Origin of the sequence: Gryllotalpicola sp. (assembly GCF_027352875.1) — a bacterium.
Taxonomy (GTDB): Bacteria; Actinomycetota; Actinomycetes; order Actinomycetales; family Microbacteriaceae; genus Gryllotalpicola.
In genome coordinates, this window is the sequence record NZ_DAIEII010000052.1 from 1 (window position 1) to 12819 (window position 12819).

13 protein-coding genes are annotated in these 12819 nt (G+C 70.4%); 4 read left to right on the forward strand and 9 right to left on the reverse strand.

Going from position 1 to position 12819, the window contains the following annotated elements; genetic code table 11:
• Positions 1-794 (reverse strand): LLM class F420-dependent oxidoreductase (locus M7D61_RS06215; RefSeq protein WP_298228647.1); only part of this gene is annotated, 794 nt, incomplete at its 3' end.
• A 78-nt stretch (positions 795-872) separates the two neighbouring features.
• Here M7D61_RS06215 and M7D61_RS06220 point away from each other — a divergent pair.
• Together M7D61_RS06220 and M7D61_RS06225 are read left to right on the forward strand one after the other, a co-directional pair.
• Complete coding sequence (locus M7D61_RS06220) at positions 873-1970, forward strand: LLM class flavin-dependent oxidoreductase (protein ID WP_298228649.1); 1098 nt, start codon at positions 873-875, stop codon at positions 1968-1970.
• Between the two features lie 178 nt (positions 1971-2148).
• Positions 2149-3258 (forward strand): 5-methyltetrahydropteroyltriglutamate--homocysteine S-methyltransferase, encoded by a 1110-nt coding sequence (locus tag M7D61_RS06225; protein WP_298228651.1) that lies wholly within the window; start codon positions 2149-2151, stop codon positions 3256-3258.
• A gap of 21 nt (positions 3259-3279) precedes the next feature.
• Here M7D61_RS06225 and M7D61_RS06230 read toward each other — a convergent pair whose 3' ends face one another.
• The 3 genes from M7D61_RS06230 to M7D61_RS06240 are packed head-to-tail and all read right to left on the reverse strand — an operon-like array spanning position 3280 to position 5423.
• Positions 3280-4074 carry an aquaporin gene (locus M7D61_RS06230; protein WP_298228653.1) on the reverse strand — a complete coding sequence of 265 codons (795 nt, stop codon included), beginning with the start codon at positions 4072-4074 and terminating at the stop codon, positions 3280-3282.
• Between the two features lie 11 nt (positions 4075-4085).
• Complete coding sequence (locus tag M7D61_RS06235; protein ID WP_298228655.1) at positions 4086-4499, reverse strand: hypothetical protein; 414 nt, start codon at positions 4497-4499, stop codon at positions 4086-4088.
• A gap of 33 nt (positions 4500-4532) precedes the next feature.
• Positions 4533-5423 carry a TIGR01777 family oxidoreductase gene (locus M7D61_RS06240; RefSeq protein ID WP_298228657.1) on the reverse strand — a complete coding sequence of 297 codons (891 nt, stop codon included), beginning with the start codon at positions 5421-5423 and terminating at the stop codon, positions 4533-4535.
• 78 nt (positions 5424-5501) lie between these two features.
• Here M7D61_RS06240 and M7D61_RS06245 point away from each other — a divergent pair, with 78 nt between their 5' ends.
• Positions 5502-6182, forward strand: coding sequence for a phosphatase PAP2 family protein (locus tag M7D61_RS06245; protein ID WP_298228659.1), 681 nt, complete (start codon positions 5502-5504; stop codon positions 6180-6182).
• Between the two features lie 10 nt (positions 6183-6192).
• Positions 6193-6765, forward strand: coding sequence for a Chromate resistance protein ChrB (locus M7D61_RS06250; RefSeq protein ID WP_298228661.1), 573 nt, complete (start codon positions 6193-6195; stop codon positions 6763-6765).
• A gap of 17 nt (positions 6766-6782) precedes the next feature.
• On the opposite strand, the gene M7D61_RS06255 is transcribed toward M7D61_RS06250, so the two are convergent.
• The 5 genes from M7D61_RS06255 to M7D61_RS06275 form a co-directional block, all read right to left on the reverse strand.
• A complete protein-coding gene (locus tag M7D61_RS06255) occupies positions 6783-7814 on the reverse strand; it encodes a hypothetical protein (protein WP_298228663.1) in 1032 nt (343 codons plus the stop codon).
• A 49-nt stretch (positions 7815-7863) separates the two neighbouring features.
• Positions 7864-9039, reverse strand: coding sequence for an ABC transporter ATP-binding protein (locus M7D61_RS06260; protein WP_298228665.1), 1176 nt, complete (start codon positions 9037-9039; stop codon positions 7864-7866).
• A gap of 4 nt (positions 9040-9043) precedes the next feature.
• Positions 9044-10822, reverse strand: a complete 1779-nt coding sequence (locus M7D61_RS06265; protein ID WP_298228667.1) for an ABC transporter permease subunit — start codon at positions 10820-10822, stop codon at positions 9044-9046.
• The gene (locus tag M7D61_RS06270; protein WP_298228669.1) at positions 10798-11907 is read right to left on the reverse strand and encodes an extracellular solute-binding protein; all 1110 of its coding nucleotides are present in this window, start codon (positions 11905-11907) and stop codon (positions 10798-10800) included. The genes M7D61_RS06265 and M7D61_RS06270 overlap by 25 nt, the downstream gene beginning before the upstream one ends.
• Positions 11908-12061: 154 nt before the next feature.
• The gene (locus M7D61_RS06275; RefSeq protein WP_298228671.1) at positions 12062-12700 is read right to left on the reverse strand and encodes a DedA family protein; all 639 of its coding nucleotides are present in this window, start codon (positions 12698-12700) and stop codon (positions 12062-12064) included.
• Positions 12701-12819 lie beyond the last annotated feature (119 nt).

Below are 12819 nucleotides of genomic sequence, written 5' to 3' on the forward strand. Positions count from 1 at the left end.
CGCGTGAAGATGTACGTCGCGGTGAATCCCTTGCCCGCGAGGTCGGCGGCGGCGCGCACGATGTCGTCGGTCGACGACGTCTCGTCGACGACCATCATCGCCGTCTTCTCGATGGTGTCGTAGTCACGGCCGAGCTCGTCGCAGTGCCGCCTGAGGACCTCGAGCTTGTGGACGACGTCGGTCGCGGTCGAGATGTTGCAGGAATCCGCGTACTTCGCCACGAGGCGGAGGGTCTTGCGCTCGCCGCCGCCGCCGATCATGAGTGGCGGATGCGGGCGCTGGATCGACTGCGGCGAATTGAGGGTGCGCTCGAGGTGGTAATACGCGCCGTCGAACGGCTCCTCGGAGTCCGACCACATCTGAAGGCAGATCCGGATGGCCTCCTCGAGGCGCTCGAAGCGTTCCTTGACGGGCGGGAACCGGATGCCGAGGCCGATGCACTCCTGCTCGTTCCAGGCGGCGCCGATGCCGAGCGCGGCGCGGCCGTTCGAGAGCACGTCGAGAGTGGTCACGGCCTTCGCGAGCAGTGCCGGCTCACGATAGATGACGCCGGTGACGAGGGTGTGAAGCCGGGCCTTGGTGGTGTGGGCGGCGATGAAGCCGAGCGCGGTGTACGCCTCGAGCATCTCATGCTCGACGGGGCCGATACCGGACAGCTGCCAGAAGTGGTCCATGACGGTGATGCGCTGGATGCCGACGTCTTCGGCGGCGCGCACGTGGTCGGCGAGGTTGGTCGCGAGAGCGGCCGGGCCGCCGTTCCAGGTGAAGTCAGCGATGTGCAGTCCGAGTTCCATGATCGGACTCTACGACTGGATCGCCGCACCCGGGTTGCGCGGGGATGAACGGCGGCCCGGCGTACGTTGGCATACACGATGAAGCTTTCCGTACTCGACCTCATCCCCGTGCGCTCGCGGCAGTCCAGCGCCCAGGCGATCACCGCGACGACCGCGCTCGCGCGCCTCGCCGACTCGCTCGGTTACACCCGCTACTGGTTCGCCGAGCATCACAACATGCCGGCGGTGGCGTCGACCAATCCGGCGGTGCTCGCCGCGGCGATCGCGGTGCAGACCTCGCGCATCCGCATCGGCTCCGGCGGTGTCATGCTGCCCAACCACTCGCCGCTCGTCATCGCCGAGCAGTTCGCCGCCCTCGAGGCCATCGCGCCGGGCCGCGTCGACCTCGGCATCGGGCGGGCGCCCGGCAGCGACCCGATCATCACCTCGCTGCTGCACCTCTCCGGGACGGTGAGCGACGTCGACAGGTTCCCGAACAACGTCACCGACGTCGCCGCACTGCTGTCGCCCGAGGGCGCGAGCCTGCAGCTGCGCTCCGGCGACGTCTACTCCATCGCCGCGACCCCGGCCGCGACCGAGCGGCCGACCCTGTGGCTGCTCGGCTCGAGCGACTACTCGGCGCGCCTCGCCGCCCAGCTGGGCCTGCCGTACGTGTTCGCCAACCACTTCTCGGGCGAGGGGCTCGAGCGAGCGCTGTCGCTCTACCGCGAGGGCTACCAGCCGAGCGAGCTCTTCCCCGCGCCGCACACCTTCCTCACCGCGAACGTCGTGGCGGCGGATTCCACCGACGAGGCCGAGGCGCGCGCCCTCCCCCAGCTGCACTCGATGGCGAGGTTGCGCACCAACCAGCCGCTGGGCGCGCTGGAGACGGTCGAGCAGGCCGAGTCGGAGCCGCTGCCGCCGGCAGCGCAGGCCGTCGCCGACGAGATGCACGGCCGCTGGATCGTCGGCGACGCCGCATCGGCCGCTTCCGCGGTTCGCACCCTGGGCGAGCGATACGGCGTCGACGAGATCATGGTGCTGCCGGTGGCCGGGTCGCGGGAATCCGAACCCCTCGATCGGACACCGGGCCGCGAGCGCACGCTCGAGCTGCTCGCGGGCGAGCTGCCGGACGGCGAGTCGCTGGACGGCGAGTCGCTGGACGGCGATCGGCTGGGCCGAGTGCATTCGGGCTGAGAATCGGGCGACACGCCCGGGGGCCGGCGGCGATCTTCGGCGCGCCGCCCAGGGTTCAGCCCGACGTCACGCGGCACAGAGGGTGCCGCGGGCGAGGAATCCCCAGGGCGGCGTGCCGCCGACGATCCAGAGGACGATGAGCATGTGGCCACCGTGCCACCGACCTAGGCTGGACGCCGTGTCAGTCAACCCACCGTTTCGCGCCGACATCGTCGGCAGCTTCCTGCGCCCGGCATCCGTCGCGGCGGCGCGCGCCGCGCACGCGGCCGGCACGGTCGACGACGCCTACCTGCGCGCCATCGAGGACCAGGCGATCGTCGACGTCATCGCCAGGCAGGCCGAGGCCGGGCTCCGGGTGGCAACCGACGGCGAATTCCGCCGGGCGTGGTCGCACTACGACTTCTTCGGGATGCTCGACGGCGTCGAGGTGGTGGACTCCGACCACGAGGTGGAGTTCGCCGACGTCGAGACCCCGCACCGGGTGCTGCGTATCACCGGCAGGATCGGCTTCCCGCCCGACCACCCGATGCTCGACCACTTCCGCTTCGTGCACGCCCACGTGCCGGCCGGCGTCGAGGCGAAGATGTCGATCCCGTCGCCGAGCGTGCTGCACTTCCACCTCGAGCCGGACTCGGTCGCCACCGACGTCTACGCCGACCGGGAGGCGCTGCTCCCCGACCTCGCCGCCGCGTACCGCGACGCCGTCGCCGCGTTCTACGCCGCCGGATGCCGCTACCTGCAGTTCGACGACACCGCGTGGGCCGGCCTGTGCTCCGAGATCGAGCTCGACAAGGCCGCGGCGCGCGGCATCGTCATCGACCGCCTCGCCGACCGGTACGTGGCGCTCATCAACGCCTCGCTCGACGGCAGGCCCGCCGACATGGTCATCGCGACGCACGTCTGCCGCGGCAACTTTCGCTCGACGTGGATCTCGTCGGGCGGGTACGAGCCGATCGCCAAGGATCTGCTCGGCTACACCGACTACGACGGCTACTTCCTCGAGTACGACTCCGAGCGTGCGGGTGGCTTCGAGCCGCTGCGCTTCCTGCCCGAGGGGCCGAAGACGGTCGTCCTCGGGCTGCTCACGTCGAAGTCCGGCGACCTCGAGCCCGAGCACGCGGTGCTGAAGCGCATCTCGGAGGCCGTCGAGTTCGCACCGCTCGACCAGCTCGCACTGAGCACCCAGTGCGGCTTCGCCTCGACCGCGGACGGCAACACCCTCACCGAGGACCAGCAGTGGGCGAAGGTGCGCGAGGTCGTCGAGATCGCAGGCGAGGTCTGGGGCTAGTTCCACGCCCGACCGGCGGCGTCAGCCGAGCGGATTGCCCTCCGCGGCCCTCCGCGCCTTGGGATCGCCGCGGCCCCGGAGCACGTACGCGACGCCGACCGCGACGAGCATCCCGAGCACCGGCCCGGCGAAGTACACCCAGAGGTGGGCGTAGTCGCCGCTGACGAGCGCCGGGCCGAAGCTGCGGGCCGGGTTCATGGACGCGCCGCTCACCGGACCGGCCCAGAGGCCGGCGAGGATCACGTATCCGCCCGCGGCGAGCGCGGACAGCGGACCGATGTTCTGCGCGCCCGATGCGGCACCGAGGATCGTGCTGACGAGGCCCAGGGTGACGAGCGCCTCGATGGCGAACGATTGCGCGTCGCTGAATCCCGGCCCCGGAAGCGTCGCGCCGTCGTGGGCCTGCGGCCCGAAGACGGCGAACAGCGTGACCGAGGCGAAAGCGGCGCCGGCGAACTGCGCGATGAGGTAACCCGGAACCCTCACCCACGCGAAGTCGGTGCGGAGGGCGAAGGCGATCGTGACGACCGGGTTGAGGTGTGCTCCGGAGATCGCGCCCATGAAGAGGATGATCGCCATGACCATGAGACCCGGGGCCGTGACGCTCGCGACCCGCCCGACAGCACCCGAAGCGGCCGCGTCGACGACTACCGCGCCGGCGGCGACGGCGACGAGGAGGAAGGTGCCGAAGAATTCGGAGAACAGCCGGCGCCACTCGAGCCGCGGGTCGTCGAACTGCCGGATCGACGTGCGCTCGAAGGTGGAGAGGCCGGGATGCTGGCGACCGCTGCCCTGCCGCTCGTCTGCGTCGCTCATGCGCTCGGCCATCACAGACTGATGATCTTGACCGGGATGTCGGCGTCCTCGTCGACATAGTTCGACGCGCAGACGCGGTGATAGCCGTCGGCGATCTGCGCGACCCAGCCCTTGTTGAGGTGGCCCCGCACGATCAGGCAGGGCGAGAGCGCCTCGCCGACGGCGATGCGCTCGAGCTGCTTGGCGACGTCGGCGTTGTCGCGGGGCAGCAGCGGGAGGCCCGAGGCGCGCAGAATGTCCTTCGCCTTGAACCGGACGACCTGAGTGTGTGCGAGCCTGCGCACGATCCGGTCCACCGTCTTCTTCCCCAGGTTCAGCGCGAGGTAGGACCGCGCGGCCCCGTAGTCGTGGTGGGCCGGCTTGTCGAGCCAGCGCATCGCCGGCAACTCGACCGGTGCGCCCGGATCGCTCGTCTCATCGGCCATGGCCCGACTCCTCTCCTGTCCTGTGCCGTCACACTATTGGACCGCGTCGGCGATCGTCTCGTCGCGGAAGCGGAATCCGTCCTCGAGCAGCACCTCGGGGCGCTCGAGCTGGTCGCCGAGCAGCAACTCGCGACCCGCGTCGCCGAGCAGGGTCGTCACCGCCCACGCCGGCAGCGGCAGCCAGTAGGGGCGGCGAATGCTCTCGGCGAGCTGCCGCACGACATCGGCAGCCGTCGCCGGCGTCGGACCGGCGAGGTTGACCGGGCCGACGAGGTTCGAATGGACGAGATGGGCGAACGCCGCGGCCTCGTCGTGCAGGCTGATCCACGGCCAGTGCTGGTGGCCGGTGCCGATCGGACCCGCCGCGCCGAGACGAGCGATGAGCCTCAGTGGTGCGGCCGCGCCGCCCAGCCCGGGCGGCGCGATGACGGTGCCGGTGCGCGCGAGCACCACGCGCGTGCCCTCCGGGGCGGCGAGCGCCGCGGCCTCCCAACGCCGAGCGACGTCGGCGAGGAATCCGGTGCCGGAGGCGGAGCCCTCGGTGAGCGTCTCGCCCGGACGCGAGCCGTAATAGCCGACCGCGGAGGCGTTGACGAGGGCGGGCAGCGGCGCGCCGCGCCGCGCGAGCTCGTGCAGCGTCGCGACGACGGTCCCGGTCGTGGCGAGGCGCGAGCCCAGGATCGCGGCGCGCCGCGCGCCGGTCCACGGGATGCGGCTCACCGACTCCCCCGCGAGGTTCACCACCGCGTCGGCGCCGCTCAGCGCCGACGCGTCCAGCTGGCCGCGTGCCGGGTCCCACTCGACCTCATCGGCGCGCTCCGCCGGGTGCCGGACGAGGCGGATGACCTCGTCGCCCCGGCCTGCGAGCTGCTGCGAAAGCTCGGTGCCGATCAATCCCGAAGCCCCCGCGATAACGATGCGCATAGTCCATCGTCGCGCGGCCGGGCCATCCGCGGCGAGTCCGCTCGCGTTTTCTTAGAACGCCGCGGCTACCGTGCTTCCGTGGGCGAAAGCAGACTCGAGGTGCGGCTGGCCCACTGGGGTCGACGCGGCCCGCTCGTCGCAGGAATCGGGGCGATCGTCCTCACCGGCATCCTCGGCATTATCATCGCGCTGCGCGGCAGCAACCAGTTCTCGGTGGACCTGTCCTGGATGAGCGAGATCATCGAGCACCGCTCGCCGCTCTGGACCGCACCGGCTCTCTTCTTCGACTATGCCGGCGGCGGCGTCGTCGGCACGATCATCGTGCCGCCCGCGATCGTGCTGATCCTCGTCGCCTTTCGTCGGTTCTGGGGTGCGGCGTTCTTCGCGATCGCCAGCGTGGCGTCGGTCGTCACCGTCGAGATCCTGAAGAACACCGTCGACCGCACCCGGCCGCAGGAGATCCTGGTCGCCACGGACTTCGGCTCCTTCCCTTCCGGGCACACCGCCGATGCGGCAACCATGGCCGGCGTGCTCATGCTGCTCTTCCCCCGGATCTGGGTCTGGATCTCCGGCGTCGGATGGATGGCGCTGATGGCGTTCAGCCGCACCTACCTCGGTGCGCACTGGCTGAGCGACACCGTCGGCGGGGTCCTGCTCGGCGGCGGGATCGCCTTGATCACCTGGGCGGTGCTCGCCCGCCCGCTGGCCCGCGAGCGGGAGCAGCCGCACCGCTTCATCCGGCACCGGACGCCGACCTAGAATCGGGCTCGTGCCCGAGTCAGCGTCGCAGTCCCCCGAGGAAGGCGGGCGCGCGGCGACGTGGCTGCTGCTCGTCTACCGGATTCCGTCGGAGCCGACTCGCCTGAGGGCGACCGTATGGCGCCGCCTCAAGGCGCTGGGCGCGGTCTACCTGCAGAACTCCGCTGCAACGCTGCCGAAGAGCGCCGCCGCCGAACGGGCGCTGCGGAAGCTCCAGCGGGAGATCCTTCAGATGAGCGGCACGGCTGTGCTGCTGGAATCGTCGGTGCTCGCCGGCGAGCAGGGAATCCTCTCCATCTTCCAGTCGGCGCGCACCGATGAGTACGAGGAGATCATGGACCGCTGCGAGGGGTTCCTCGCCGAGGTCGAGAAGGAGTACGCGAAGAACCACTTCACCTACGCCGAGCTCGAAGAGAACGAGGTCGACTACAACAAGCTCGCCAGCTGGCTCGAGAAGGTGAAGTCGCGCGACGAGTTCGGCGCGCCGGGGCGCGCCGAGGCCGAGGCGGCTCTGGCGCGGTGCGAGCGCTCCCTCGAGGAGTACGCGACGCGGGTCTACTCGGAGGAATCCGAAGGCAACTGACGCCCGGTCAGGGCCGGTCAGCGCCGGGCGGCGCGCACGGTGCCGAACGGGATGAGGACCGCGACCGCGACGACGGCGATCAGCCAGGAGCCCGACCACGCCGATGCGACGGCGACCACCGCGAGGGCGATGGCGACGCCGAGGGCGACCTGCCAGTCGTCGCCCACGATGAAGTCGTACCAGAACAGTCCGAAGGCGGCGAGCCGGCTCGGCCTCGCGGGCCCCGGGACGGCGGCGGGAGGCACCGCCTCGGCAGCAGCAGCACCCGCGCCGCCGACCGCGACCTTCACCGGAGCCGGCGTCGGAGCCGATGGCTGCCTCGACGCACGTCGGCGCGCGAACAGCGCAGCGAGGAGAAGACAGAACACGGCGACGGCCGGCGCGATGACGAGCAGAGCGGCGTCCGCTCCGGGCCAGACGGCCCCGACCCCCTCGGCGCCCCAGAACAGGCCGAACGAGGTCAGCATCACGCCGACGACGAACTTCAGGGTGTTCTCGGGCACGCGTGCAAGCGGGCCGCGCACCACGAATCCGAGGATCGTCACGAGCACGGCGGCCGCCGCCGCCGCGACGATCGCGACCGGCAGGTTGCCCTGGTTCGTGGCGAAGGTGAGCACGATGAAGACGACTTCGAGGCCCTCGAGGAGGACGCCCTTGAAGGAGAGCGTGAACGCGTACCAGTCGGCGACACCGAAGCGGTGCTCGGCCTTCGCCGCCTTGGCCTCGGCGACTTCGCGCCGGAAGATCTTGTCCTCGTCGTGGAGCGCCTTCACCCCGCTCGCGCGCAGCACGGCCTTGCGCAGCCACTGGAGGCCGAAGACGAGCAGCAGGCCGCCGATGACGATGCGGAGCACTGCGATCGGCAGAAGCTGGATGGCCGGGCCGAACACCGCAACGGCGACCGCGAGCACGACGATCGCCGCGACGGTCCCGGTCAACGCGGAGTGCCAGTTCCGCGCGGACCCGGCAGCGATGACGATGGTGGTCGCCTCGACGGCCTCGACGAGGCAGGCGAGGAAAACGGCCGCGAACAGTGCGAAATCGGACATCGGTTAGCTCCCCTGGTCACGTCATGTTCGTTGGCGAGTATAACGGCTGTTATATCTCGGCGTTGGCGATCGGAAAGGCGAGGCAGCCGGCCGAGTCGATCGCGAGATGCCAATCGGTGCCCCGGGCCCGGGCCGTGTTCGAGAAGACGCCGGTGAGGTCACCGTACGGCGTCCGGACAACGTGCTCGTAGCCGCGGCCGCGGTACGCCACATCGACGATGCGTCCGTGGATCCGGTTCGGCTCCGGCGATGCGGGGTCGGTGCGGCCGCGGCCGTGCCCCGACGGGCCGTCCCTGCCGTCATCGTGAAGCGGATGCATCAGCCGCGTCGCCGACGGCCGGACGAGCACGTCGACGGCGGTACCCGGCCGCAGCGCGCCGCGGGCGCTCGCGGTGAGCAAGTGGTCGCCGACCCGGACCTCGACGACGCCGGCCGCGAGATCGCGATCGACGACGCCGCGCATCGAGCCCGACAGGCCGGTGAAGCGCGCCACGAACGGCGTCGCCGGATGCGCGTAGATCTGCTCGGGCGGCCCGATCTGCTCGAGCCGGCCGCGCCGCAGCACGCCGACGACGTCGGCGAGGGCGAATGCCTCGCTCTGGTCGTGGGTGATGTAGACCGCGGTCGCTCCGGATTCCCGTGCCAGCGTCGCGATTTCGACGCGGAGCTGCTCGCGCAGATCGGCATCCAGGTTGGACAGCGGTTCATCGAAGAGCAGCAGCGACGGCCGGGCGACGATCGCGCGGGCGAGCGCGACGCGCTGCTGCTGGCCGCCGGAGAGCTCCTGCGGGTAGTTCGCCGCCTTCTCGGCCATGCTGACCCGATCGAGCGTCTCCATGGTGCGCGAGCGGGCCTCGCGGCCGTCGAGATGGTGCCGTTTCAGGGCGTAGGCGACGTTCTCGAAGACGGTGAGGTGCGGCCACAGGGCGTAGTCCTGGAACACCATGGCGAGCCCGCGCCGCTCGGGCGGCAGGTGGCGGCGGCCGTCGCTCACCACCCGGCTGCCCAGCCGGACGGTGCCGGAGTCGAATCTCTCGACGCCGGCGAGGCCGCGCAGCATGGTCGTCTTGCCGGACCCGGACGGCCCGAGCAGGACGAGGAACGTGCCGGGCTCGACGCTGAGGCTCACGCCGTCGAGGGCGTGCGTTGCCCCGAATGCCTTGCGCACGTCCTCGAGCTCGATGCTGCAGCCGCCGAACGATCCGCTGTCGATCGCGGTGGTCATGTGGTCATCGTGTCCTTCCGATTGCACGCCATCCGGCCGGCGCGAAGAGGCGGAACGCTCCGAATCCGATGCCGACGACGACGAGCGCGAAGAGGACCGCGAGCACCTCCATCGCGGTTCCGCCGCCATAGTCGTACTTGGCGAGCGCGGCCTCGATGCCCACGGACACCGGCTGAGAGCCCGGTGGCGAGAGCAGCTGCGAGACAGGCAGCTCGAGCAGCGTCGCGGCGAAGGTGAGCAGCCACGCCGACAGCAGGGGCCGGGCGATGACGGGGATGACGATCGACAGCCAGGCGCGGAGCGGGCCGCGGCCGTGCACGCGAGACGCCTCCAGCATCGACTCCTGGATCTGGCTCATCGTGCCCACGAGGACGCGCGTCGTCGACGGCAGCGCCGTGGCGAGGTACGCAAGCAGCAGCAGCGTCGTCGTGCCGTAGATCTGCAGGTGCAGCGCGCCCCAGAGCGGCAGGTTGTAGGCGAAGATGTAGCCCGCCGCGAAGACGATGCCCGGCAGCGCGACGGCCGCGAGCAGGATGAAGTCGAGCACGCGGCCGGGAAGCGTGGAGCCGCGCGCGGCGAGCACCCGGGCGCACGCCACCGCGAGCGCGACGCCGGCCGTCGCCGTGATCGCGGCGAGGATCGCGGAGTACACCAGCGGGTCGCCGAGCTGCGGGCTGCTCAGCACCCGCAGGTAGTTCGAGAGATCCCACTGGTGGGTGCCGGCGAGCGAGCCGAGGCCGTCGATGAGCGACGCCGAGACCGCGCCGAAAGCCGGCACGCCGAGCGCGAGCAGCAGAAAGACGAGGAAGCACAGCCAGGTGATCGCCGTGACGGCAGGGCTGAGTCGCTGGCTGAGCACCGGTTTGCTGCGCCCGCTGAGGACGCGGAAGCTGCGGCCCTTCAGTGCGGCGTTCTGCGCGAGCAGCGCGAGCACGATGAGGACGAGCAGCACCCAGCTGATCGCCGCGGCGACCGGGAAGTGCACGGGGAACGAGTCCACCGCCATGTACAGCGAGTACGTCGCCACGAGGAAGTGCGAGTCGTTGGCGAGGGTGCTCGCGACGCCGAAGTCGCTGATCGACTCGGCGAACACGATCGCCAGCGCCGCCCAGACCCCCGGCGAGAGCAGCGCCACGACAATGCGCAGGGCCGCGACGCGGCCGCCGCCGTGCACGCGCACGGCGTCCTCGAACTCGTGCCCGAGCCCGCGCAGCGTGTTCGAGATCGCGAGGAACGCGAACGGGATGCCCTTGACGGTGAGTACGACGACGATGCCGACCGGCCCGTACATGACGCTGCGGGCGCCATCCGCGGGGATGCCGATGAGCTCGAGCACCCCGTTCGGTTCGAGCAGGCGCTCCCAGCCGAGCGCGATGAGGTACGACGGGGTGAGCAGCAGCGCGAAGGCGACGCCGGTCCAGATGCGCCGGCCGACGAGGTCGGTGCGCATCACCACCCAGGCCAGCCAGAACGCGATCGCGGCCGAGAGCACGGCCGTGACGACGCCGACGACCGTCGAGTCGAGGAACGCGACGAGCAGCTGGCCGTCGAGCGCTTGGGCGAAGGCCGAGAGCGTGAACCACTCCGGCCCCTGCGCGAGCAGCGCGGGGCTGAACGCGACGGCGAGGAACAGCAGGATAGGGACGACGAGGATGGCGACGATGAGCAGCCAGAAGACCAGGAACGCGCTGCCGCGGGACACCCCGATGCGGCGCCCGACGTCATCGGGCGCCGCATCGATGGGGGAAGGCAGCGCGACTACTTGATGTTCGAGTCGAACCACGAGTTGATCTGGCCCTCCAGCGGGCCCCAGAACGCCGGGTCAAGGGTCTGGAACGCGTTCGGGAAGGCGGGAACGCCGGTCAGGGCGGTGACGCCGTTCACGACCGGCCAGAACAGCGAGTCGCCGGTGGGGTCACCGGTCTGCATGACCGCCTGGCCCTCGGGCGAGAGGACGTAGTCGATGAACTTCTGCGCCTCCGCCTGGACGGTGGCGTCGGCGCCCTTGTCGATGCCGATGACGCCCGGCAGCAGGGTCGACTTGGGCAGGTAGACGATCTTCGGCTGGAAGTTCGCGGTCGCCTTGGTCTTCAGCACCTCGCCGATGGCCGCCGAGCTCTGGATGAGGCCGTAGTCGATCTGGCCGGTCTCGAGGGCGTGGAGGGTGTCGCCGTTCGTCGGGTAGACGTGCAGGCCGTTCGCCTTGAGCTTCGAGAACAGCGCCTCGCCGGCGGCGACACCGTTCGACTCGCCGCCGAGCTGGTTCATGACACCCGCGATGAAGGGGAAGGTGGGGCCCGACTGCGAGGGGTCGTTCATACCGACCTTGCCGGTGTAGGCGGCGCCATCGAGGTCCTGGTAGGTCGCCGGGACTGCGGTGGTCTTGGCCGCGTTGTAGATCAGGGCCGCCATGACGGTGGTGCCGGTCGGCGTGTAGGCATTATCGGCCGGCTGAAGCGCCAGGCCCTCCGCGTTGAGCGACGCCGTGGCCGACTTGTAGGGGGCGAGCAGGCCCTGCTGGTCGAGGGAGGCGAAGGCGGTGTCGCCGTCGACCCAGAGCAGCGACCACTGCGGATTGTTCTTCTCGGCGGTCACCTTGGTGAGCAGCGGGCCGGTGCTGTCGTCGTCGAGCTTCACCGGGATGCCCGTCTTGGCCGTGAACGCCTTGGCCATGACCGAGTCGTAGCCCTCGGCGGCGTAGAGGACGAGGGGCTCGACGACGGCGGCGGCGGCGGCCGAGGTCGTCGACGCGGTGGTCGAGCCGGTGCCGGTCGGCGACGAGGATTGCGGCGAGGACGAGCACGCGGCGAGCGTGCCCGCGGCAGCCAGCGCCGCGATCACCGCAACGGAGCGGAAGTGCTGGGGCATGAGGGGGCTTCTTTCTCGTTCGTTTGTCAAAGCGCATAACGACTGTTACAGACGCTAGGAAACGAACGTGGCCCCGCCCCATACGGCAGGTGAAACGCTGGTGAACGGAGTTTCGGAGTTTTCTTGGAGAACCCGGCCCCCGGGCTTCGCCCTCCTACTGCGAGACGCGGGACCGCCGCCAGCGGGTGAATCCGCCGATCGCGACCGGCAGCACCGAAACGACGACGATGACGATCATGAGCACGTCGATGTTGTTCGCGATGAACGGGATGCCGCCCAGGAACACCCCGACGAGCGTGAGGCTCGCCACCCACGCCGCTCCCCCGAGGCCGTTCCAGAGCAGGAACCGCGAGTACCTCAGCGCCGCTGTTCCCGCCGCGAGCGGCACATAGGTGCGCACGATCGGCACGAACCGGCCGAGCACCAGCGACACCGGTCCGTACTTGGCGAAGAAGCGCTCCGCCTCCTCGAGGTGCTCGGTCTTGAGGATCCGCGCGTCGGGCTTGAAGAGGCGGCGACCGAAGCGCCGGCCCAGCAGGTAGCCGACCTGGTCGCCCACGAAGGCCGCGACGAAGGCGACGATGGCGATCACCCAGTGCGAGAGGCCGAGCGGGTACGCGAGGATCGCGGCCGTGACGAGCAGCGAGTCGCCCGGCAGGAAGGGGAAGAGCACGCCCGACTCGATGAAGATGATGATCGCGATGCCGGCCAGCGCCCACGGCCCGAGGGCGGTCAGGAGCGCGTCCGGGTTCAAGGGGTTGACCAGGGCGGCCACGACGGCAGTAGGCACCATGTCGACGATTCTTCCTTCTCTACTCGACGGTCAGCGCGGCGACGGCGAGCGAGTCCGCGAGAAAAGTGGGCACGGTTCGGACGATACGCATCCGGCTCCAAGAATTCGGCGAGAAATCG